Genomic DNA, 23,207 nt, shown 5'->3' on the forward strand with positions numbered 1-23,207 from the left:
TATTAATTAATTAACTACAAACTCCTGATCCAGTTATTACTCCGGATGTTATGATTCTATAAGCTGAATTTTGGCCGACAAACGTCCAGTAATACCCATCAAGTGCATAATTGTAATCTTTACCCTCCTGAGCTGCTGCTGCTGAACTATAATATTTATCATTGTATATATTTCTGTAAAGAGTAACTGGTGAAGAATTTCCACCGCCAGCGTATAAACAGCCAGATTCAAGGTCTGATTCGTACAATTTAAAGGTGTCCGCTACCCATCGAATCATTGCCGGATCATCTGGAGGATAAGAGCCACCACAAATACCAACGTACTCCACAGATCCGTCACCTTTAGTTTTTATCCATTGCCCATCCCACGCTAATCCTCTGTAAAATCTATATTCATCACCCGCCTCACAAGTTTTCTTTGTATAAACAAAATCACCTGTCTGAACCGGGAGCCGCTTAACAAATACTGTAGTTGATACTGCATCGTTAGTTCTGGAACATGCCCAACTTGCGTGTGTCGCACTCCAAGCATTTAATTTCGCACCAGCATTTACGGTAAAGGAATTATTACCGCTCTGCATTTCCCCCTCTTCATTACGTGCATAGGCCCGAAGCACACCGTAATCGCCAAACTTCAATTCTGGTATCGAAGTTGCCCCGTTATACAAGATCTGCTGTTTTGCAGGTAGTGAGCTGATAGGATGTTTTGTGAAATCTCCATTATTCACTGAAAGGTAAAATCCGTAGTCGTTTGTGATAGTATAGTAAGAAGAGCGGTAATTCACTGAAAGGAATACTTGCCCAGCAAAATTGTCCTGGCCGTTGGTTCCGGTTGTATCTGGCTCACCAACTGAAGGCACACCGACGTAAGGCAAGGTATTTAACCCAGAATCATTCATCACAATAAATCGCTGGCCATTGGCATCTTCCAATCTTGCTTTAAACACCCTCGGTGCGGCGTGCATCTTATAATTTTGGGAGTCAGGGATATCTTTGACAATCCCAACGAACCCGGATTTCCCCAACCCGTCATCGACCATTATCCATGCATCGATGTAGAATAGATCTTTAATGGTATTGCCATACTCAGCAAGTTTTAAAGCAGGATAAGCATCAAGCTTTATCTCTCCTTCAATATGAATAGGAACTCTTGTTGCTCCACCATCCAGGTATACAGTATTTGGTGCTGCCATGTTAGTTGTCTTGTACGTAAAGTTTCCAGAGTTTTCCTGATGTGGAAGGGATGTATAATGCTGACGTAGCTTTCACGACCGGAGCGGTTAGTTCTCCGTTCTGTTTAAATGTAAATTGGGGAGTAGCTCTATTTCCAAAATGAAAACCAATATAATCATTACCGCTATTGCCCCCCTGGTAATACCCAATTCCATATTCCCCGGCATTCGCCAGCCTCCAAATATTATTATGACCTGGGTTATAAGCGTTATTCTGGAAACCTCCATTTGTACCTGTACCTGCCGAAATAGTTCCTTCTGCAATAATATAACCGTCCATCCCTAAGGATAAGTTTTGAGTTCCTGCTTGCGAAATAACTACCTGGTGCGCTCCACTCCTTAATCTACCATTGTACGAATAACCTAACCCGTACATCGTTCCTATCTCATTCCATTGATCACCGATTGTCCAAATAATTTTGTTGGCTGTATCAGTCTGGTCATAGCTCCCTACCATGCCACGGTGGTTAGTAGACTTAAATCCATATCCATTACTTTCAAAACTAGCAGAGGTTTGAATTATATTATCACAGTAGAACTTCTTGCCTCCATATGTTCTAATATAGACTGCATCCTGCATATAAATACCTCCAGAAAATGTCTCATTAAACCATCCAGAAGAACCAGTACTTCTAAACCAATTATCAGTTATGTATGAGTTTGCATACCAATAGCCATTATTTATGTCGCGTCTTAATGACCAGCTACCATCTTTATCAAGAAATCCAAAATTTCCAGCGTAATCCCCATGTATACTTCCTTTTGATATTCCTTGAGCTGTTAAGTTAATTACAACATTATTTACTGTATCCGTATAAAAGCTCCATTGATTGGCACTAATTGGTTTTAAGCCGACTCGATAGGTTCCAGAATAAATACCGCATTGACCAGAAGTGTAAAACCAATCTCCTGATGTTACACTGCCAGATCCTTCAATATTTTTAGCGATTAAATCCTCGAATCCTGTTCCGGGGTTATTTGTAATTGCAATTCGTCCACTTGGTTGTATTGAGATATTTGAAGCCACCTTGCCTGCCCAATGAAATGATAATACAGGAGGTGTATCACCGCCTCTCATAATCTGCAATTCTGAACTATTATAACCTGTGCCTGATCCGCCGGAAAATACTACAGTAGCATTATTGTAACCATTGTAAAGTAAATTTCTCCAACTTCCCCATGTATTGTTGTCACCATTTCTATTTCTGAAAGCTATATCACCTGTGTTGCCATAAAAGCTATTGATTTGTAAATCATAACTGCCATTTTGGAAGCCTCCCATTGACCATAATGAGCCATTATAAGGTGTGCCTGATCCAGTATAGGCAAAAGTCACAAGATTACCTCTTTGCCCATCTGCTTGTCCAGCACTATTTATGCTATCAACATTTTTTCGGACAAAATCACTTCCAGAAGATAAGCCTAAGAAAGTTCTGACTGCTGCTTGATTCCATGAATAATGATATCCATTTGCACTGTCATTACCATACATAGATTGTAGGGATGCGTCTCCTCTTGGATTACCAGCTGATTCAGGAGTCCTAATGTAATTCGCATGAAGATAACCCGAGGAGTCTCTGCGAGGGATAGTGTTTGGCAAAGGTTCAATAACTCCTAAAAAGGCAGTTAAATTACCCTTACCAATTGGATGCCAGTTACCATCAGCACCTAATCCCATCAAATAGGTATTTACTGCAACATCTGTATTAATATATGATCCAGCATTTGCCCATGAGATAGAATTTACAGCAGTCCCTCCAATAGCTAAAAATCTGGAGTCAGATACTCCTTTAGTATAGTAATTCGAAAGATCAGTAACTACACTCTTATTTACCCATTTAAACCCATCCCATGTTAATGCCTGGCCTATTGCAAGGTTTGATAATGCCACATCAGTTAAACCTGCTAGAGTAGCAGATCCGCCTCCAGGCAATGGACTTGCACCGCCGCCTAAACCAGAAGAATCAACATAAATTTTCCAAAGCTTGAAGTCAGTTGAAGGAATGAACAGTTTGTCTTTAAAAGTTCCCTGAGAAACATTAAATACCGCATCTGTTTGATAAACTGCCTTATTGTGAATAAAATCCTCAACGTTAATATTCCCCGGTACGGCCGGGATGTTTACGCCGTTTGGAGAGCCTACGGCATTACCTTTGGAATCTTTGAAATCTCCATAGTCTTCAAACTTCTCCTCAGTGATAAACTGCAATCCAGGTTCAATTACCTCTGAAAGCACTAGCTTGTGTCTCCCAGATTTAACGGCAAATGTTCCGCTTACAAACATGAATTTTCCTTGCGTAAGAGGAAGTGTAAATATATCTAAAGGAGAAAAGTCCCCCATAAAACTACCTTCAGAACGCCTTGATACCCGCTTGTATTGAGTCAGAATATTTCTGGTGGCAATCTGTTGGAGTAGTAAAATTTCTCCGTTGCTTCTCCAGCCAGTAGTTGGCTGTCCATTTGCCAACCGCATCCATGATGTACGACTAGGATTGTCATCGTCACCAAATAACAGCACTGTCGTGTCTGGAGCTTCCGTATAAGATCCAAACTGAGTTAATCTATTTACGAACCCAATTGAAGATTTGTAAAATGGATTTTGATCCAATTTCAAATTGACATTATCAATCCTAACTCTTAATGGACTTGAAGTGTCTTCGTGCCTAACCCCGCAGATCCAGATTGAAATAAAACCGTCTGACCCGGTAAAAGGTAAATTGAAACTTAAATTCTGATCATCATTTAGCTCTTTACGTTTTTTATAAGTCTTGATAGCAGCCGGATACTCTGTCCAGCTTGGTGCCCAACTCGCATCTGTGTCAAGATTACAGTACCTTATATAACCATCCGGACGTGTAAATATCGCCCGTAAGTAAATTCCAATTTGGCGTTTGCTATCTGAATTTCCATCGTCTGCTCCTAAAGTTAGGGATAGTACAATGGTATTAGTTTGCAATATCGGAACTGGATCAGAATAAAATCCTTGACCTTCAGCATTGAAACTATTGAAAAACTTCACGTAATAATCTCCCGTAGGCACTTCTCCTGTTGGAAGTGTTGCCATTTTTTGGCCTACACTGACATCTATACCGCCGCCAACATGCCAACCTGCAAACCTTTCTATTATTGGTATCGGATTAATTGTATTGAAATCTCCGTTTACGAGTTTATTAGAAAGATATCCCGCTTGATAGTAGGTTGCAGCTGACTTGTAAGCAGGTTGATTTTCAGTAAACAGGTCATTATCGGTTAACTCATCTGGCTGAACATTTCTGTTTTTATTTACTAGTTCTGATGAAATAAAAGTTCCATCTGGAGCGAACCTACGAGCATTAAACCCATTGCCTGCAAGCTGACTTACATCAACAAACCACCATTCTCCATCAACCTGTTTTATATTGGCCGTAAACTGTGAGCAAATGGATTTTATGATTTCATATACTGAATAAGGTTTATTATTTGTATCAATAAACCTGTTTGTATCTACGTAAGTCTGAGACAACGGACAACTGTTAATATCATTAGCCATTGTTTGCTCATAGGTATTAACACCGATCAATACGTTTAAATCTAGCTTTGTAGATCGTAGGCATTCGCAAAGGATATTTTTTAAGTTATCAACCTTCTTTATTAGAGCGCCGTACTCAGTTACATATGGCGTATTTTTAAGCGAAACAATTACATCGGTTGCCTTTAATTCAAATTCATAAGGATAGGACTTAAACGGTTCCTTTGAGCTGTCAGGCACAATAAACCAAGATCCTTTTAGCTTGAAATCGTCCCCAGAATAATGGTTAATTTTCCATTGTCTTTCGTCTCCAGTATAAAAACTCTGCAAGCCGTAAGCATCAGAAGTAGCCAACAATGAGGTTACAGACGAGCTGCCTGTCAATTGATTTAGTTTATCATCAGCTTCATTTTTATAAGTTATTTTAATTGGTTCAGAGCCTCCGGATACTGAAATCACTTCCCCGGTATAATCCATCTTTAGGAGATCAATTCTTTTTTTGACTGCCCCTCTTCCGCAAAAATCTAACCTATATTTTACACCGTAATTCGCCATTTATCCCCCTCACTATATCTATGTTAAAGGTAAATCAACATTCACGAACAAAAAAAAATAATTACTCTGGTTTGAATAGTTATATTTGAGTTTAATTTTACACAATGAAGAAATTACTTTACATAATCCTACTACTGTTGCCTATAGCGTCATTTGGACAGAAGATATCATCAAGCCCTTTCCGTGGTGCAGGTAAAATAATTATAAATACGAGTCTGTCTGCAAAAGAGGGATATTTGAAAGCTGCAAACATGCTTTTAGATTCTGGATATGAAATTAGCGCTAAGGATAATGATTTATTCTTTATTGAGTCAAAAGATTTTGAAATTGAAGATACGGTGCCGTATGGCGCAACTGTAATAAAAGGGAAATCTAAGGTAAGAATAAATGTAAGGGCAAAGGATGGTGAGTTAATAGTAATATTAAAGATTCGGCACGAAAACAACAGTTATGGTACAGTGCATTACCTCATTGATCCTCCTAGGCCACTGATATTTGATATTATATCAGACTTCTCCAATAAATTTAAAATGCCATTTTCGTATTCTGAATAACCATCAACTAGGATTACAAAAGTACTTCTAGTTGATGGTAATATTAATTGTTATCCTCTATTATTGATCTTCTCTGTTCTTTTAAATGAAACATAAATATCCTGTCCGCTTAGTCGAACCTCTGGAATCATTACCTGAACATTCGCGTTACCGTTTATTGAGCGCATTACATCATGATTCGGCACGACTTGAGACCCCATTGGCAAATTAACTAATTCGGGTCCTTGTTCTCCTACTAATGCTACACCTCCTGGTGCATAATTTGTTCCCATTGCGTAGTGCGCAACTCCGTATTGCGGCGATTGCTGTTGTTTGCCTCCTGATCCTCCGCTCCCTCCATTTATAAGCCCGCTAAATGCACCGGCCGCAATTTTCAAAGCAATACCAGCAGCAATTGCCGCCGCTCCAGCAATAAAACCTCCTAATGGTACGAGCAAAGCCTTATCTAGGGCGGCTTTTATTTGAGCAGCAATCCCGTATTGTATCAATAAGTCTCCCATTTTTCCTAAGAATCCGCCAAAGGCTGAAAGTACTTCATTGCCAAATCCAGACATATCACCACTTGCCATCATCTGGCCAATGCCTTCAGCAAATTTCCCAACTGTATCTACAGTAAATGACTCAACCGCAGACTTCATATTTTCGGCAAACGCCTGAGTATTTATGAGGGCTTCTGTATTTTTTGATAACTCAGCAGATTTGGATTCATATTCTGCCTGGTTAATAAGTGCATCAGACCTAAGTTTTTTAAGATCCTCTAGCGCTCTCCTTTGTGCTTCTATCTGCGCTCCATAAGGGTCAAGGCCATTTTTTGATGCGTCAAACATTGCCATTTGCGTATTCCTATGCTCTTTTACAATTTCTGCTATCTGTAGCGCAGATATCTGCTGATCTTTAATCCCCTTATCAACATTAACCTTATTGATTTCGTCAGCCTCCTGTTTTTTGAGTGCAATTATAGCAGATTTATTCCCTTCAGAAAGTCTAATCTTTTCTGCGAACTCATTTTTCAAGTTCTGAATTGTCCTGGCTGTCCCGTCTAACTCTATCAGTTCAGTAGCATCATTCCTTTTTTTAACAAAGTCTGCAATCTGCTTTGAATTATCAGCTATGATATTGGTTTTTCCTTCAGTATAGTTTGTTTCAAGCGTCGCAGAGGCTTTTGCCTTCTTTTCTCCGGCAGGTAGTTTTTCAATTACTGCCTTTATCTTGTTGTACTTGTCATCCCATTCCTGAAGATCCTTACTAAGCCCCTCCTTGGTGATTATATTAGACTTGTTATAAAAGTCTTGGAGTTGCTTTTCTACTGTATCAAAAGCATGTGCAGACTTCTTATTTTCTTTCCCTGGTAGATCAACTCCCTCTCCCTTTACAACTGTAGGTGGGTAGAGTTTTTTATAGGTGTCCTTTAGTCGATTTACAGTGGCTTCCTGTTGGAATGTAGCCAGTCTAAGCTTGTTTGTTTTAGCTATTTGGTCATCAAGAGGCTTTCCGACATTATTTGGATCTTTAATATAGGCAAGGTTATAGTTTAGCCTGCCAATTGCCTCTGTTTGTTTTTTTGTTTCAATTGTGATTAACTTACGTAACTCAATTTCTGATTTACCCGAAGCCATTAAATCTGCCTTTGTTGACCCGGTGCCAGTCAGCCTGTCTTTTAGATCGTCCGTGGATCTATCTCTACGTCTTTTAAAAGCAGCGTCAATTTCTTCCTTGCTGGAAACTGGAGTGCCGCCATTCATCACCTTTGTAATAATCATCTTATCACTTGCGGCTTGAATTCTATCAGCTAAAGTATCAATCCATTTTATCGAAGTAGTAGCTCCTTCAATAACTCTTTTAAAGAAATTTCCTGTACTTGAATTCGGATCAGTAGTGATATTGGTAATTGTATTCCCAAGCTTTGACAAACTAGCAGCCAGGTTATCATTTTTAATCTCAAACTGCTCAGCGCTTAGTTTACCTTCTTTATATTGGACTGTAGACTCGGAAATGTGCTTATTTAAATCTTGCTGATGTAAGGCTAAGGCTGAAATTGCCTGTCCTGCTCGTGCCGCATCCATACCAGCAGACTTCATTAAATCTTGAAACTGTGTGGTTTTTTGTCCGCCTTTCGCTAACCCATTAAAGAATAACTCTAGTGCTTTTTGAGTATCGGTATTAATAATATTAGTAAACTCTTTTAAAGTTAAACTCGCATCAGCAATCTGAGCTACCGCTAAGAATTTCTCCCGTTTAGTTGCTATACTTCCTATCAACTTTTTAAATGCTGTACCCGCAACCTCTGCCGATACTCCGTTTTCTTGTAAAACTGCCCCATAAGAAAGTAACACAGGTAAAGACAACCCGGCTTGCGCCGCCACCCCACCAACTCGCTCTCCAAAATCGGTAAGAAAATCACCTGTGGCTAGGCCAGATTGCCCGAGGCCAAGTATTACTGATCCAATCTGATTAAATGCCTTTTCAACGTCGCCTCCTTCGGCTTTTGAAACCCCAAATACATTATTTAATACTCCTAAAGACTTTGCAACTCCTTCAGCTCCACCTTGTAACTCTCCGGATAACGATACAGATAACTGATCTACCGCAGTTGTAAACCCGCCTAGTTGCTCTTTAGCGATACCTAATTGACCCCCAATGATAGCGATGTCAAGTAACCCTTTTAATGAGGTTCTGGTGTCGATCTTCTTTAATGTTTCAACAAGCGCATTAACTTCAACGGTTGTTAAACCAGCGGTACGCTGAACATCGGACATGCTATCAGATATTTCAGCATTATTTGCAATGATTTGCTTTCCGAGCGAAACAACTGTATAAAATGAAATATAAGATTCGGCCATTGCCGCAAGGCTTTTAATTGCCGCCGAAGCATAGTCACCAACATTCCGCTGATGATTCCCCATCGCAGCATCAACTTTCTTTAATGAGTCATTGAGTTTGTCATACTGGATAATCATAGCCTTTACAGCCGGGTTCATTTTACCCGTCATAACATCTCCAGCCGCCCTGATTTCCTTGCCTAATGCGGTTAATTTCTGTTGTGCCTCTGCGTAACTTCCCGCTGCTGCAACTACCGCTACCTTGTTTTGCATGTTAGCTAGACGGAGCTGGTTGATAGCCACAGTTGCTGCTGCGCTGGCAGTTCTATTTTGTTCAGTAGTTAACTTCTGTTGAATAAGAGTCGCTGTATATTGGAGCGTTGCCTCCTTTGCTCTTTCTACAGAGGATCTATTTGTTTCTGTAACTACTTTTTGCTCTTGAACTGCTGTAGTTGCATCAATAGTGGCTTTCTTAAGCTCCTCATTAGCCGCCTTAGTCTTCATAAAGGCTACTCGGCTATCTTCAGCTTTTACCTTCAAATCCTTCATTTCATTGCCGAAGGACTTAAGTCCCTGAGAAGACATACCTATACCTAAGTCGCTTAAAGTCTTTTCAAGGCTTTTTAATGCGGTGTTTCCGTTACTAACAAAATCTATTATATCTTTTTCGCCTGTTTTAAGCCCCGCCGAGAGGCTATCCATTTTCGCAATTACCTCTAACGATAACATTGCGTCACTTCCTGCGCCCATATCTACCTCCCTATTTCCTTTTGTATCCGTTCAGCAATTCGTTTCCTCTCCGCTGGTGTTATTTTAAATCTTTCCTTTTTAGGTATTGAATCCCCCTCTAAAGGCCACCAAACCATCTGATTTTCAGGCATTTTTTCAGGATCAGCATACCCACATTGAATTATCCACCCCAGTGATCTAACGCGCTTCCATTCTCGTAAATCTTTATCAAAAAAGCCCTGACTCATTAGGGTGTACTCCAAATGCGTCAGGGCATAAAACTCTATCGGCTTCAATCCGAGTTCTCCGAATGCAAAGCGTTTTATTTTGTTCCAGTCTGTTTTTTGAGTGTTCTTTTGGGTTTTACTGGTTCTTCCTTTTTTTTTACGACCCCAAGCAATTCAGCACCCGCCTTACTGTTTTCGAAGCAGGCAAACACATCCGACAGAATTGTGTCTTTATCAATAATTAATTGATCTAAGCTCTCTGCAATATCTCTGTAGGTTAAGGCAGGGTTACGCCCGCTTACCACTTCTTCATTGCAGTATCCTGAGTACACTAAATCAGTAATTAGTTTACTCCATCCGGTATTACCGATTGCTTGTCTATTTCCAAACTCCTCTACGGCTAACATGCCGAAAGTTAATGGGGTTCTAACCCCCGCTAACTCAATTGTAATTCTCCCGTTATTCATGCTTATGGTGCTTCAGGGGTTAAAAAATATTCACCCACACCCTGGAATGTTGACGAGAATCCAACTGCCTCATTACGTCCGGCGCTCTTAGAAATGGAAGTAATGAACACATTACCTCTGATCACATCTGTAGGGTCGTCAACCCCGACCATTTTCATAGGAAAGGTAGTTCCTGCTTTCTGCAAACCCGCCAACACATTGAATGACGCCTGGCTTACTGCTACAGTATCGTCAATAGCATTGCCATCCCCTTTGAATGACCAGGAGATATCTCCCGGTAAGGATGTTTTGTATCTACCTGAACATTTAGTTGTTGTATCGATCTGATCCGTACTTGAATCCCAACTGTTTGTTTTTAAACAGGCCAGCGTTACCCACGCGGCTGGCGTTCCTAATTTCACGAATAAAAGAACTTTCGTTCCGTTTTTAAAGCCTAATGCTTCCTCTGCCATAATCTCTCTCCTCCTTTATCGTTTTCTATTTATTAATCATTATGGTTGTTATTATGCTCAATTATGAGCAAGAAAACTACCTTAGTTGTTGTATTTCGTGCTTATAAATGTTGATTCTCCTGAAAATATTCTCTGTTTTGGAAAGCTCTTCTATCTGTCTGCTTAGCGTCCTAATGCTGTTCATTACATTAAAATCAGGCAATAGATTAAGCCTCAGCGAATAATTTTCTGTACAAATCAGACTGTTAATCTTACTTGATATTGCATCTCGTACAATCCCAGACCCTGCTCCTGGCGGGAACTTAGTTACGACATCTAATGTTACATGGACATCAGTATTAAACCCGCATTTCAGGCTGTGATCAGCTTCATTCTGATCTCTTATCACGACAAAATAACTAGGAGCAGTTTCCGGTACGATTGAATCGTAAATAGGAACCGTAACCTCATTATATTTTAATCCAGCTAATTTTGCTATGTAAGCGACCCTTAATGGGTAGGTTATGTCTTTTAAATCCATTTCGCTTTTAATAGGGGTTATTCATTCTTTTTCTCAGGTTATCTGTTAATCCTGTTGTATTTTTCACCCATGCCGGATACATGTAGGGTCTTGCTGGTAATCTGCCTTTACCATTTACATAAAACTGACGGGCTAACTCTCTCCATTCCTGATTGTAGGCTGCTAAGGTTCCGGAGGCGTACTCTCCTGTTCCAAACTCTACATACGCACCCATTTTACCAGCGTCAACCCAAATTCGATAGCCTTGACCTTTATTAGTCGCTCCTCCTTTTATCGCTCCATTCAGCTCAACCCAATTGCCATCATTGTCAAAGAATCCAATTGCGCTGGCGTAAGAACTTGCATCGGCTTTAATAGCCTCCCCTACACTGGTAATGCCATCAAGGATTGCGTTTTCAACTCTAACAAACTTTGTTGTGAGCCTGCTAAGGGCTTTATCAAGTCCCGTTATCATTTCCTTGTTAATCCAATTATTGTTAATTCCCGCATACGTTCATCTACGTTAATATTACTTTGAATTGTGTACTTAGCGCTACGGTATTCAATAATCATATTTTTAGTCAGCTGCTTATCTGGCCTGTAGCGAATTGCAAACTCTTTCGGTTCCTCTAAATCCGTTTGGTATGCTTGCGCATTCCTCTGGTTCTTTATGGTAGTTACGTTTGCCCATGTTTCCCAGTAAACAACTCGCTGACCTGGTGTAACTCCTCCGCCCGGGTCTTTTAAATCTTCAAATGTTACTATTGTTACCCGCTCACGCTTATTCCCTATCATAAAAAAAGTCCTCCGACACGAGAATAAGGACGTAATAAGGTTGTAACATTGAATGGTACATCAACCATAGTCAACCCTCTTTCCCCAACTATAAAGGATTCTCGGTTCTCCGAAAGGGTTGCAGTCATCATTTTGATTGCAGACCTAATTGGTTCAGGTAAATTTTCAGGAGTATATCCAGTTTTATAAGAGATCAATGCAGTTTCACCACACGTATAGACAACATTATCAGAATACAAATACTCAACTACCTGCCCATTGACGCTTAACACAGAAGTAATACTAATTACAGGAGCAACTAACTCAGTACGCTTACGTCCTGTAGCTCTGGTTAAATCCTTGACCGAAAAGCTCAATCCGGTATACTCTTCACACCAGGAAATAGACGTTTTGATCATATCCACAAGGACGGAATCCTCTAGATTATATGAATCGTCAATACGCATGTATAGTTTTGCTGCTTCAGGTGTCAATACTGCCATTATTTCGTTTTTACTTCGCTCTTTAATTCTTTTGTTTCTTTGCCTGTTTTATCTTCCTTTTCGTCAGGCAGAATCTGCACCAGACCTAAAGCTTCTTTCTCCTTTGCCTGAGAGTCCGGAAGATTAAAAACATCCCCCAAGTGCTTAAATCCGTTTGATCCGTAGCTAATGGTTGAGGCTATTGCTCTTACTTTTGCCATAATATTAAGTTTAGATTACCCTACCTGGCTATAGGTAGGGTAACTGTATTATTTAATTCCTTTTTTACTTTTACTCTGTTCCGGATCTTCAGCGTTTGCTGCTATATCCTCGGTAATAACCGACTCATCAACTGGCGGATCAATATGGTCTAAGCCTGGAGCAGCTTCAATATGCTCAGATAAATATCCCTGTTCTATAAGCGGAGACGCTAAATCCTTTGGGAGATCCAATGGCGTGCCCTCTTCAATTCCGCAGAAACTTTCAATTACTGTTACTTTCATTTTTTAAAAATTAGATGAGCAGAGTCGAAATTTATACTTTGCTCATTGTGAATAATTAAGAAGCTGGCTTATTTAATGCTGCAAGTGCGGTGGCAAATGTTCCTTTGACAATTACTTGAGTGTCGTTTGCAGACACAAACTGCACAAGTCTCTGCTCAAGCAAGATTGTTTTCTTGTTGTTTGTAAAGTCATTGCCATCAAGTCCGATCTGAATATTAAGTTTTTCCCTGAATAGCACATTTACCGCTGTCATATCTCCTCCTAAAAACTCTCCCACTGGAACAAGTGTTGTAGGTAAAATTTTCATATTATGAACCATTAAACCACCTCCGTTAAGATCTAAATAGTCTTTATAAACTAATTCACCAGTAGTCGTCTTAATAGCCCTCATTTTCTGAAGAGTTGTCGGGTGAATGTAGACCGCATTGGGATTTCCGAATGCCAAGTCTACCTGAGTACCTACAGCATCCAGTACATCGAACTCATTAACAAAAGCGATACTTGCAGCCGCTCCGCCTGCAACAAAAGGCGTAGCAAAGTTCTTGACTCCGTTTAAATTATCCCCAACGTTATCCCCAGCGAACAGCCCATCTTCTTTTTTTAATTCCAGACGCTTAGCTAAATTGTTTTGGATATAAGATATTAGCTGTGGCAAGTCGGCAAGCATTTCTGTAGTAACCTTACCATAAACAGCTAGTTTTTTAACTACTGCTGTTTTTTCAACGTAACGAACTGATGCAGCTGGCTTCCCTGTGCCTTCCCCGATAAACAGTGGATTTCCCTGCTCGTCTGTTTCTTCGATCCACATTGCACGGTTGCCGGCTGTAGATCCAACAGTTACAGACGCAAGATAAGACTCAGTTCTGCGACGAATTGTGCTGATTATATTTGTATTATCAGTAATAGAAACCTGAGTAGTCCCAGATCCGATTGTATTACCTACGCCCATATCTATTGCGGCCTTAACCTCAATAACCAATGAAGCTGATTGCACCCCATCGGCATCTACAATAGCTTTGATTTCTTTTTCTTGAGCCTTGAAAGCGTCAATTAGTGCCTCATTAAGAGATTTAAACCCTTCTTTTTCCTTTTTCAAGCCTCCTTGTAGCCTTGCGTCAAGATCATTTGCATGGTCTTGAGTTTCTTTGTTTGCTTTTTCGAGTGCGGCTACCTTCTTGTCAAATTCGGCCTTTTGTTCTGCTAAAGCCTTTTCGCCGTCCTCTTTGACTTTTTTTACAGCGGATTCCGCCTCTTTCTTTGCTGCCGCTTTCACTTTATCTAGCGCCTCATTTTCTGCTTTTACTTTTTCCTCTTCAGTCATTCCCGTCCCTTCTTAAAAGTTTGTATTTATTAATTCGTAAATTGATTTATGCTCTGCTGTTTTAATCTCTGGTGTCTCATTATTTGATAATGTTTTCAAGATATCTTCTAGCGCAATCAGCCTTGCGTCAGAATAAGGCAGATTATACGCCTTAACCAGGAATGCTATAAACTCCTGTGGATCTTTAGCGTTTTTAATTGATGTTGCTATAGCCCTATCATTTGCGCCCCAGCTTGTTAGAAAAGAATACTCTTTCAACTTATACTCAGTAATGATTCGGCGGTCTTTCTGATCCCTTTCCATTACACGATATCCTATGGATAAATCTGCGTTCTGGTTGTTATCATGGATTAGCTTAACGTCCCAAAACATGTTCTTTCCGTCATCAGTATTCATATTAAACTGAGTTCCCGTTTTAAGCCCGTAAGGATCTTTAGGATCTAATAGCTTTGGTACACCAACAAGGATAGTTTGATTGTGATTTTTGTAAACCCGAATACGTTTAAAATCCTCCTTAACAGTCTTTACGAATGAATCCTGATGTGATATGTCTTTATCACTGTCCTCATTGCCATAAGCATTCGCATATGCTTCAACATACCCCAGAGTGTCATCGACTTCTTTGACCTCAGTACTTAATTTCTTCGTTTCCATTTATCCCCCCTCACTAATCCATCACACAAAGAAAAAGGGCATACAGCGGTGCAAATCTCTCTCACTAATCTCTCTCTATTGCCCTTCCGTATACCCTTCTATCTTAACCTAAAACCACCAACCTCAACAAATCCCGACCCTTCGTCACTAACCTCTCTCACTAATCTTCCACTAAGGTAAATCAACAGCTGCGAACAAAAAAAAATAATTACTCTGAATTGTATTTCGCTCATTAAACTACCGGAATAACAGGTTCTAAGGGAGGTTTCTCATTTTGATTACTTCTGCTTCTGTTGATATCTAGTTCTTTAATCCTGCTTAATGGGATTAGGTTGGCTTCAATGTAGATTTCATTCATTTCTGGCATTGGATCATCGTCCCATCCAAAAACACCACGTTTCTCATTCTCTCTTAAACGTGGTTTACCGTATATCTCCATTAACAACTTGTAATCTGGTTTTAATTCCGGATAACATTCGGTATCGAAGCACAGATGTAAGTTTTCATCTTCATATTGTGGTAATATCCAGGTTGATAGTTTGCTTGTAAACTCCATTTGATCCGGCAAGATGACATTTGTCACCAACGCTTTATAAGCTTGCTCCTGGTTATTGAAACTACTACCGCTTTTATCGCCGACAAGTAACGGATCAACCCCAAATAAAGAGGCTGTCTTGCCTCTATCTGCTACGTCGCCAGCCAATAACTCAAGATCAACAGGACTTTCCCCTATTTTGGTAGCCTTTACATTTCCATTTGTAGCAGTAATGTTCATAAAGTTCTCTTCACCACGGATATTTTCAATTATCCTTTCATTGATTAAATCAATCTGTGTCTGAGTCAATGGCTCGTTGTTGCCGCTTGAATCACCGCTCAACAAATAAGCACTTCCACCGTTCTTATATGCTTTTGTTTGGGCTGTTTGGTTTGCTTCGTTCCTTGTTAATGTTTTAGTGCCTGGTTTTAACGGACTGAACCCTCTTAACTGAGTTCCGTTATGATCCCAATGAGGATTCCAGGTCTTCATGTGCATAATGTTTTCAGCGGGTATCTCGATTGAATAATCGCCCATCATGAACTTGTAACCTCTTATCGGCTTCAGGTAATTACCAGAAAAGACCGGAACAACTAAATGTGCTGGTAACACGTGAAGCTCTGTAAATCTTCCAGCATCCCTTCCGGATAATGGAGCAATGCCATAAATGAACGTTTCGCCAAGTAGTTTGTAAAACCCAAATGCAGCTTCAATAAACTCTGTTCTGGTTTGGTAAGAGTTTGGGTTTTCAAGCAAGTCTAATAACGGGTGGCTATCTAATTCCTCTAAAGCCAGCGCTTTATACCTTAGCGCCTCAATTCGGTGAGAATCATCCTTTGATCTAATAAACTGGTCAAACCGAGTAAACGCCTTTTTATCCTTCTTCTTACTTAGAATATAATTTGGAATCTTCGCCTTATTCAGGTACACACGCATAACAGAAAAAACATGCTCGTTACCGCTATACCCTTTATCCACATAGGTCTCTCCAGTTTGATCAAACCAATTGACTGCTCCAGCACCCATGTACTTATAAAACGCTTTAAATAACTCGTTGTCAACAACTGCATGACCTACCGCACTTTGACTTGCGTCCTTTAAGACCGAAGTCTTTTTGCTTTTAAAATTAAACCATCCCATCTAAATATCCCCCTCTTCTATTTAATTTTTCTATTTTACGTATAGTGTAAAGGCCGCCTTTAAGTTAAACCGCTCCCTCATCATAAATTGATCAAGCAAATCGGGAGACTGCCCATTAAGCTTAACCTTCATTTCTGCTTTTTTGATGATCTTTAACTTACCGTCTGCATCCGCATTAGCTCGCTTAATTGCCTTTCTTTCGTACATAAACCTCTGTCTTACAGTCATTTTATCATCATACATCATGTTAGCTACTTTCTCAGATATCTTATAGTTGCCAGCTAATACATTTGCCCCACTCCGGTAGTAGCATTGAGTCTTTAGGTTCTCATAATTCTCAGGAGTCTTACGCTCTGCTGATGTTGTTGCATCTGGATTAGGTAGTGGTGTACCATTGTTTATGAAAGGTATTGCCCCAACAATAAAGCCATCTACAAAGCCACCCACACCGTCATTGTCATATGTGATGTGCTGGTTTTGAACCTTGTTTTCAACTGCCAGCTTCTTTATCCCTTCAATGACCTCTTTGCCGTCACTCTTATTCATTATTAATAAGTCTATCAGCTCCATTCCCTCCCACGCTCCTGCTATAAACTTATCAGATCCTTTAAGAGCAATGTCAGCAGTTATGTACCTACCAGTTTTGTCAACTTCATACATGTTATTAAACATACCGCAGAACGCACTATAGTCATATACGTCATTATCTGATATGACAATCTTCCAATTACCATACAATAGTGCGCTTTGTGTTTCCTTATCCTGCGAAATCAAGTTACCCAGGTAAGCCGGGTTTGTTTTTAATAGCTCTTTATTATCATATATATCGCCAAATACATAAGTAACCGATTTAATAAACTCCCTAGGGTCTATGCCCGACCTTGATACGATTGGTTCAAGTATATGCCAGGCTTTTTCGATAACCTCCTGCTCTGTGTCTCCCCATATATAATCATTCCCGTCAACAACCAGATAGCGAACTACAGCATCCCGTTCCGGAATAGGGAACCCGGTCTCTTGATCAATCCACCATGATATTAACTCTGCAACCCAACTTTCAGGGTCAGGATTGCACGTGGCTCTAACCCTTGGCTTAACTCCGCACACGGAACGATTACGGGTTAACAGGTAGAAGAACATCTTTTTTGTAAAGTGCGTTAACTCATCAAAACCAATAAATGGAATTTGAGATCCTTGCCAGTCTAAAACATTCTTCTCATATTCAATATGGGAAAACTTAATCTTTGCGCCTTTTGGAAACACCCATTCAAGATTACTCTCTCTTGGCACAGCCTTAAGGTGTGGAAACAACAACATACTAGTGTCCCATAGACCGCCCTCATTCCTTATTTGTGGGCTTGTTCTTCTGAAGATCACCCCACCGAACCCTTTTACATCGATGTCAGGAATAGGGTCTAACAGCAAACAGAAAGTCTTGCCTGAACCTGCGCTTCCACCACCAATAACAATATCAGCCGAAGAGCTAAGCGCTTTCATTTGATACCCTTCTTGAGGTTCTATAACATTATACTCTACTGCGGCCATTGTCTGGCAATCTGAATACCGTTACTAAAGGCACATCTTTGTTGTCCTCGTCTGTCACCCCTATTTCTTGCTTATCTCTCCATTTTTTAGGCTGACGGTTCTTTAACCAAAATATAGCAGCAGTCGTATCAGGAGGATAGTGCTTAGTCAGCTTAGTTTCAATAATTTCCCCCTCAAACATCTTTATATCGACATCCGGGTGCTGGTATCCATTAGCCCGTTGAAAGAGCTTTGAAGCTACTGTTGCGTCAGCAGTTTCCTTCCCCTTTTTTATGGACTCCATAAATGAAGGGAATTCCTTCTTCCATACATTCAACGCAGACTCTGAAATCTCAAAGTATTTAGCAAGCTCGGCATCAACCGCTCCTAATAGACAATAATTATAGGCAAGCTTGTTATAAGCTACCTTGTATTTTGTCGGTCTGCCCGCTTTCAGCTTCTTAGGCGGTATTGATTTACTTTTGTCGATTGTTTTCCCCATCACTTCTCCTTGTCACTAATCTCAGCTGTAAAAATACCCGTACCCGATCAGACTAAAAAAAATAATTACTCTGACTTTTATATCACTCATAGTTAAAGATCTAACGAAAGCAGTGCGGAGCTTAGAATCTATGGGATATATTCTGAAATTATAATATGTGAGCTAAAACGATAATCTGCAAATTACCTTAGTTTAATTACTAATAATATTAGCATTTTACACTTATTTGTGTATAGCTTTGAGATTATGGGGGTTAGTCACTACGGAAGACAGAAAGGAGATAATGTAAGGTTAAGGCCACTTGTTAAGGACGCATTGACAACTAAGTGCTGGCTATTTGATAAAGTGACTAGCGAATGGTGGTTGCCGTGGGAATTTGAAGACCGTTATTTTGATAAGGAGCTTTGTAATCATGATATTGATGAATTGCTTGAAAACGTTGTCGTCCGCCCTTTTGATTCTGGAGTTAAAGCTGCTGAAAAACAGATTATAAACGCCGGAATAGAGTATTCAAGAATGATCATCGATTTAAAAAACAAGCTGGAGGCTTTTAAACTGAAAGATCAGGCATACCGGGAAGGATTAAAACAAAGGGGGTTCAAATAATGTTATCTTACAAACAACTATCATGGAGCCATTTATCATTAATCTAGCCAATAATGTTCAGTACTCGGTTACTCCTGTTTATCAGGATGGGGCAGAGCTTTCTTATCAACTATCAATAGACGGCAAACCTCAGGGTTCTATTACGCCATTTTTAGAAGATATTGGCCTAACCTGGCGATCAGACGATATAGATCCGCTAATCGTAGATGAAATTGGAGAACTCATTGAAGATCATGAAGAATAAAAAAGCCCCGAACTGCTAGGTATCGAGGCTCCAATTATGGTGCGTCATTATCGTTAATTCGGTGTCTTTTTTTTATTGTGTAACCTTGACCAAGCGGCGACCAACTCCAACTCTCCGGCAGTAATATTTCGCCAATGAACAGGCTGATTTTCATCACCAGGCAGCCACCTAACCACGTCAGCCATGATACAATGAATTATAACACTCTCCCCATTCACGTCATCATTTACCTGTTCATAAACAGCTTGCTCAATCGCATTATAATATCCATTACGCCATTTTCCGTATAATTCCTCAACTGAAATCTGAAATTGTATGAACTGTTTATCAGCTGGTAGACAGTCTGGATCAGGGTTTATTTCCATAATTCTGAATTTAGTAGGCTAAAAATAATAAATTATGTATTTAAACACATAACAATTCCAAAATAATTTACATTCTTTAGTACCCTCCGATGAAAAAAGAAGGGTTAAAAACAGAAGAAGTAGACGGGACGATGATCATCGTCGGGAAGAATATTGTTAAATTTCGAAAACTAAAAGGATTATCTGCTGAAAGGCTTGGAATATTGTGTGATGTTGAGCAGGCATCAATTAGTAAATATGAAAACGGGAAAGTTTGGCCGAATTTAAAAACACTCTCCAAGATTGCCTCTGCACTAGGAATTAAAATTGTTCAACTCTTTGAAGATTAATTGAACATTGAAAAAAGGCCTTTATTTGGAGTTGGTGCATATTAATTAACAGAAAGCATATACATTTAGGTTATTCACAACGTAATACTCATAATTAAATTATATTTGAGCAAAACTAAATAACCAAATATGAATGAAATTCTACTATCAATTCTAACAGGACTCATTTCAGGAGTAATCTCATCCTTATTATTTTTCTGGATCATCTCTCGGATGAGGCCTAAAATGAGCATATCCACGGCTATCTGCAAGGGAGTAGATTCAGTCGGCACATTTTATGGCTTTAAAATACTGAACAATTCTAAGTACAATGTACTAGATTTAAAGATAGAAGTAATTTTAAAAAAGCCATTCAATTCTAATGGTGGCGCAAACCATAGCAATGTTTGGATAGAATTAAAAAGAGATGGTATAATTCAGTTTCCAAGATACAGAAAAGATGACAAGTCAGCAGGTTATGCTCTTATTGTAGCCACAAGAGACAACCTTGATGCTTTATGGTGTGATGACGCTCAGTCATTAGAGGTGATCGTTCATGGGAAACACTCATTTAGCGGAATATCCAAATCTTTTACTCAAAATTATTACACTAAAAAGAGCTGTATTAAAGAGGGAATTTTTAATTTTGGCCAGACATTTGAGATATCTTAAATATAATTGATATATTTAATAACAATCAAAACATGCAGTTATGAAAAGTAAAGACACGGTTTTAATCTAAACAACGGCTAACAAAAATTTAAGCCCACCTTGTGTGGGCTTTTTTTATACCTCACAAGAAACAATTTCAAAATAAAATTTAATCGGTTTTTCATACTCTTGAATCATGCCGTATCGCTTAGCAAACTTATATTGAGTTGAATATAAGTTCAAAGAGGCCACAAAGCCGGAAACTACTTTCCGGAATGACTCCAAAGGCAAGGAACTCTTTACTATATTACAACTGGCACAGGATGGCATATAATTATCCATTGTGTTATTTTCTGGCCTCTCCTGTGTTCCGTCATGAATGTATGACCTCTTCTCATTATCATACTTAAAGCCTCTTACTATTGGCTCAAAATGATCTACATGCCACCCTTTCACAAGGTCAGTTCCGCAATAAGCGCATTTACCAGAAAACTTATTGAATATGATTTCTCTATCCGATTTTTTCATAACTCCCCCTCCTTCTTTATTTCCTCATCTCTAAGCATAGTTAAATACACAGCAGCCATTCTAACAAACAGACCGATTACATAAGCCAGGCATAAGGATACCACAGACACCGCAGCGAATATTAAGATTTCCAATGATATGTTGTTATACATGTTTATCTGTTTTAGGTGGTTCAGGTAATTCTAAAGGCTCAGTCCAGTGCGTAGGTTTATTAGGCCAAGCATCATGGTCTAGTGAATTAACCCATCTTTCCCCGTTATGGAACATAGTTCCTTGCCATTTATCTGATATGTGGCACACAATTACGTCTCTGAATATATCAGGCAATCGTTCGGTTACTTTTATCCATTCCGGCTGAAGCAACTCAATAGCCTTTTTCATGCCCATTACGTAGTGGAATCCACAATCTTTTACTTGTTTATGTACCGGAATATACTCCTCAGCAGCCCTATTTATTTGTTTTTCTGTGATCATGATTTCTCTGTTAATTGTTCACGATACCAATCAATAGCGTATTTAAAAGCTACATCCGGAGATAGTCTTTTAGCCAGGCATTTTAGCGACTCATGTGATATGTCTGCTCCGTCTACTATTTTCCCAGATTGAGATTCTAGGAACGATATACGTCCCTTCTGAATTTCAACTTGTCGTTCAAGGCTTGATATCTTGTTTTTCAATTTATTAATATCCTCTTGTTTCATCTTACTGAGTATTTGATTCATACAATTTTTGAAATTCCTTCTGTATTCTGTTCATTTCGTCAATGCCAATTTGATCTTCTATAAATTCAACAAAATCTGTTAAATGTTGGGCTTGATAAAACCATTGTCTATAATCGTCTACTTTTTGATCACTAAACATACTTTGACTATCCATAACATTATTTTAATTGTGGCTGAATTGCCGGGGGTTAATAAACTTCTTTGACTCGTTGTTTTCGGTACATATCACCGTCATATGTTTCATCAATGCAAACCCACCTATTTTTAATCTTATCCATCAGCACATAAAAATAACCGTGCGTATTGCAGTCGGAGCAAGCGATCTGCCCCCATTGACCACTATAGTACCCTTTACCGAAGCATCTTCTACAGTGTATCTTTCTCTTTTCTGCCATCTTCCTTGTTGTTATCCCCTCTTATGGGGTGGTTAAATAATTTCAGCGTAAAACTGATCGTCGGCATTGCCAGCATGAAAATTTTTAACTACTTCATAATAAAGCACTTCGCTTCCTGTCCCTTCACTAGCTCTAAAATGTTTTTCGCTCTCTCTCATCTTATATTCGTCATTCTCCCTGTCTACCATTATAGGAACGCTTACCTTTTTAGAATTATAGGCCGTTAGAGTCCCGTAATTGTCCCAGAAATGAACCCCCAATTTGGACGCATTTTTCATGGCTTTAAAAACAGCCTTAGCAGACTTTAACTGTGCATCAGTTAACTTTAGTTTTTCAACTTCATCGTATGTGATTTCCATTCTTTATGTGTTTACCCCCTTTGCAGGGAGTGAGTTAAAACTGAGCGTCTGAAAGCTCTTTAAATTCAATTTCTGTCAAATACAGTGGAGTAACAGTATAAAAAACACGCACTCTTTCCTTAGGATCTATATCTCCCAAGTCTATATCTATCAAATCTGCTACCTCTCTTAAAGTAGCACATACACAACTCATATCAGCGTTATCTGACAATGCGTAATAAAGTTCCTTTTCCATATTCTTTTATTTTAGCCCTTCTGGGAGTGAGTTAAAAATCTTCATATAGATAAACATACCCTTTCGGGATTATCTTATTAAAGTCACTATCAACAGGTTCACCGTCATAGTCTTCTGGTTCATACTGAGATACCGGGAAAGCTCCGTCTTCACCATCACCTGGAGCAACCCAATCCTCTTCAGTAATTACAGCACTATCAATTGGAGTGAAGTCTTCCTCACCTGCAACTAAAGCTCTTTGAGATAGCTGAGTATCGTTTAATGTGTTTAAGAAATCCCGTAGATCTCTAAGGCTTTTAATTTCCATATTTGTTTATG

29 protein-coding genes are annotated in these 23,207 nt (G+C 39.3%); 5 read left to right on the forward strand and 24 right to left on the reverse strand.

Going from position 1 to position 23,207, the window contains the following annotated elements; genetic code table 11:
* Positions 1–10: 10 nt before the first annotated feature.
* Positions 11–1,192 carry a hypothetical protein gene (locus LY11_RS15530; RefSeq protein WP_111634576.1) on the reverse strand — a complete coding sequence of 394 codons (1,182 nt, stop codon included), beginning with the start codon at positions 1,190–1,192 and terminating at the stop codon, positions 11–13.
* 1 nt (position 1,193) lies between these two features.
* Positions 1,194–5,294, reverse strand: a complete 4,101-nt coding sequence (locus LY11_RS26715; RefSeq protein WP_170132699.1) for an autotransporter outer membrane beta-barrel domain-containing protein — start codon at positions 5,292–5,294, stop codon at positions 1,194–1,196.
* Between the two features lie 104 nt (positions 5,295–5,398).
* Here LY11_RS26715 and LY11_RS15540 point away from each other — a divergent pair, with 104 nt between their 5' ends.
* Complete coding sequence (locus tag LY11_RS15540; RefSeq protein ID WP_111634577.1) at positions 5,399–5,848, forward strand: hypothetical protein; 450 nt, start codon at positions 5,399–5,401, stop codon at positions 5,846–5,848.
* A gap of 50 nt (positions 5,849–5,898) precedes the next feature.
* Here the strand turns inward: LY11_RS15540 and LY11_RS15545 are convergent, their stop codons facing one another.
* The 14 genes from LY11_RS15545 to LY11_RS15615 all read right to left on the reverse strand — a co-directional run bounded on the left by LY11_RS15545 (position 5,899) and on the right by LY11_RS15615 (position 18,476).
* Positions 5,899–9,417 carry a phage tail tape measure protein gene (locus LY11_RS15545; protein ID WP_111634578.1) on the reverse strand — a complete coding sequence of 1,173 codons (3,519 nt, stop codon included), beginning with the start codon at positions 9,415–9,417 and terminating at the stop codon, positions 5,899–5,901.
* A gap of 301 nt (positions 9,418–9,718) precedes the next feature.
* Positions 9,719–10,090, reverse strand: coding sequence for a hypothetical protein (locus tag LY11_RS15555; RefSeq protein WP_111634580.1), 372 nt, complete (start codon positions 10,088–10,090; stop codon positions 9,719–9,721).
* A gap of 2 nt (positions 10,091–10,092) precedes the next feature.
* Positions 10,093–10,542 carry a phage tail tube protein gene (locus LY11_RS15560; RefSeq protein ID WP_111634581.1) on the reverse strand — a complete coding sequence of 150 codons (450 nt, stop codon included), beginning with the start codon at positions 10,540–10,542 and terminating at the stop codon, positions 10,093–10,095.
* Between the two features lie 76 nt (positions 10,543–10,618).
* The gene (locus tag LY11_RS15565) at positions 10,619–11,062 is read right to left on the reverse strand and encodes a hypothetical protein (RefSeq protein WP_111634582.1); all 444 of its coding nucleotides are present in this window, start codon (positions 11,060–11,062) and stop codon (positions 10,619–10,621) included.
* A 7-nt stretch (positions 11,063–11,069) separates the two neighbouring features.
* Positions 11,070–11,516, reverse strand: coding sequence for a hypothetical protein (locus LY11_RS15570; protein WP_111634583.1), 447 nt, complete (start codon positions 11,514–11,516; stop codon positions 11,070–11,072).
* Positions 11,513–11,836 carry a phage head closure protein gene (locus LY11_RS15575; RefSeq protein WP_111634584.1) on the reverse strand — a complete coding sequence of 108 codons (324 nt, stop codon included), beginning with the start codon at positions 11,834–11,836 and terminating at the stop codon, positions 11,513–11,515. Before LY11_RS15575 ends, LY11_RS15570 begins: the two co-directional genes overlap by 4 nt.
* Positions 11,833–12,318: a head-tail connector protein gene (locus LY11_RS15580; protein ID WP_111634585.1), complete on the reverse strand. Its 486-nt coding sequence runs from the start codon at positions 12,316–12,318 to the stop codon at positions 11,833–11,835. The genes LY11_RS15575 and LY11_RS15580 overlap by 4 nt, the downstream gene beginning before the upstream one ends.
* Positions 12,318–12,518, reverse strand: coding sequence for a hypothetical protein (locus tag LY11_RS15585; RefSeq protein ID WP_111634586.1), 201 nt, complete (start codon positions 12,516–12,518; stop codon positions 12,318–12,320). The genes LY11_RS15580 and LY11_RS15585 overlap by 1 nt, the downstream gene beginning before the upstream one ends.
* A 48-nt stretch (positions 12,519–12,566) precedes the next feature.
* Positions 12,567–12,800, reverse strand: a complete 234-nt coding sequence (locus LY11_RS15590; protein WP_111634587.1) for a hypothetical protein — start codon at positions 12,798–12,800, stop codon at positions 12,567–12,569.
* Between the two features lie 55 nt (positions 12,801–12,855).
* Positions 12,856–14,121, reverse strand: a complete 1,266-nt coding sequence (locus LY11_RS15595) for a phage major capsid protein (protein WP_111634588.1) — start codon at positions 14,119–14,121, stop codon at positions 12,856–12,858.
* A gap of 12 nt (positions 14,122–14,133) precedes the next feature.
* Positions 14,134–14,775 (reverse strand): HK97 family phage prohead protease, encoded by a 642-nt coding sequence (locus LY11_RS15600; protein ID WP_111634589.1) that lies wholly within the window; start codon positions 14,773–14,775, stop codon positions 14,134–14,136.
* A 232-nt stretch (positions 14,776–15,007) separates the two neighbouring features.
* Positions 15,008–16,450: a phage portal protein gene (locus tag LY11_RS15605; protein WP_111634590.1), complete on the reverse strand. Its 1,443-nt coding sequence runs from the start codon at positions 16,448–16,450 to the stop codon at positions 15,008–15,010.
* Positions 16,451–16,480: 30 nt separating this feature from the next.
* A complete protein-coding gene (locus LY11_RS15610) occupies positions 16,481–17,995 on the reverse strand; it encodes a terminase large subunit domain-containing protein (protein ID WP_111634591.1) in 1,515 nt (504 codons plus the stop codon).
* Complete coding sequence (locus LY11_RS15615; protein WP_211321567.1) at positions 17,976–18,476, reverse strand: hypothetical protein; 501 nt, start codon at positions 18,474–18,476, stop codon at positions 17,976–17,978. Before LY11_RS15615 ends, LY11_RS15610 begins: the two co-directional genes overlap by 20 nt.
* A gap of 246 nt (positions 18,477–18,722) precedes the next feature.
* Between LY11_RS15615 and LY11_RS15620 the strand changes: the two genes are divergently transcribed.
* Positions 18,723–19,082 carry a hypothetical protein gene (locus LY11_RS15620; protein ID WP_111634592.1) on the forward strand — a complete coding sequence of 120 codons (360 nt, stop codon included), beginning with the start codon at positions 18,723–18,725 and terminating at the stop codon, positions 19,080–19,082.
* 22 nt (positions 19,083–19,104) lie between these two features.
* Positions 19,105–19,326 (forward strand): hypothetical protein, encoded by a 222-nt coding sequence (locus LY11_RS15625; RefSeq protein ID WP_111634593.1) that lies wholly within the window; start codon positions 19,105–19,107, stop codon positions 19,324–19,326.
* Positions 19,327–19,379: 53 nt separating this feature from the next.
* Here LY11_RS15625 and LY11_RS15630 read toward each other — a convergent pair whose 3' ends face one another.
* A complete protein-coding gene (locus tag LY11_RS15630; RefSeq protein WP_111634594.1) occupies positions 19,380–19,691 on the reverse strand; it encodes a hypothetical protein in 312 nt (103 codons plus the stop codon).
* A gap of 89 nt (positions 19,692–19,780) precedes the next feature.
* Here LY11_RS15630 and LY11_RS15635 point away from each other — a divergent pair, with 89 nt between their 5' ends.
* Entirely contained in the window at positions 19,781–20,020 is a 240-nt protein-coding gene (locus LY11_RS15635; RefSeq protein ID WP_211321568.1) for a helix-turn-helix domain-containing protein, read from the forward strand.
* A 129-nt stretch (positions 20,021–20,149) separates the two neighbouring features.
* Positions 20,150–20,671: a hypothetical protein gene (locus LY11_RS15640; RefSeq protein WP_111634595.1), complete on the forward strand. Its 522-nt coding sequence runs from the start codon at positions 20,150–20,152 to the stop codon at positions 20,669–20,671.
* Positions 20,672–20,785: 114 nt separating this feature from the next.
* Here LY11_RS15640 and LY11_RS15645 read toward each other — a convergent pair whose 3' ends face one another.
* The 7 genes from LY11_RS15645 to LY11_RS15675 form a co-directional block, all read right to left on the reverse strand.
* Positions 20,786–21,178 (reverse strand): HNH endonuclease, encoded by a 393-nt coding sequence (locus LY11_RS15645; RefSeq protein WP_111634596.1) that lies wholly within the window; start codon positions 21,176–21,178, stop codon positions 20,786–20,788.
* 144 nt (positions 21,179–21,322) lie between these two features.
* Positions 21,323–21,652 carry a DUF551 domain-containing protein gene (locus LY11_RS15650; protein ID WP_111634597.1) on the reverse strand — a complete coding sequence of 110 codons (330 nt, stop codon included), beginning with the start codon at positions 21,650–21,652 and terminating at the stop codon, positions 21,323–21,325.
* Positions 21,649–21,879, reverse strand: coding sequence for a hypothetical protein (locus LY11_RS15655; protein ID WP_111634598.1), 231 nt, complete (start codon positions 21,877–21,879; stop codon positions 21,649–21,651). The genes LY11_RS15650 and LY11_RS15655 overlap by 4 nt, the downstream gene beginning before the upstream one ends.
* Position 21,880: 1 nt before the next feature.
* Positions 21,881–22,054: a hypothetical protein gene (locus tag LY11_RS26720; RefSeq protein WP_170132700.1), complete on the reverse strand. Its 174-nt coding sequence runs from the start codon at positions 22,052–22,054 to the stop codon at positions 21,881–21,883.
* Positions 22,055–22,327: 273 nt separating this feature from the next.
* Positions 22,328–22,654, reverse strand: coding sequence for a hypothetical protein (locus LY11_RS15665; protein ID WP_111634600.1), 327 nt, complete (start codon positions 22,652–22,654; stop codon positions 22,328–22,330).
* Between the two features lie 34 nt (positions 22,655–22,688).
* Positions 22,689–22,889 (reverse strand): hypothetical protein, encoded by a 201-nt coding sequence (locus tag LY11_RS15670; RefSeq protein ID WP_111634601.1) that lies wholly within the window; start codon positions 22,887–22,889, stop codon positions 22,689–22,691.
* A 31-nt stretch (positions 22,890–22,920) separates the two neighbouring features.
* On the reverse strand, positions 22,921–23,196 hold the full coding sequence (locus LY11_RS15675) for a hypothetical protein (RefSeq protein WP_111634602.1): 276 nt from the start codon (positions 23,194–23,196) through the stop codon (positions 22,921–22,923).
* Between the last annotated feature and the right edge of the window lie 11 nt (positions 23,197–23,207).

Origin of the sequence: Pedobacter cryoconitis (genome assembly GCF_003259615.1) — a bacterium.
In the GTDB taxonomy this organism is placed as follows: Bacteria; Bacteroidota; Bacteroidia; order Sphingobacteriales; family Sphingobacteriaceae; genus Pedobacter; species Pedobacter cryoconitis.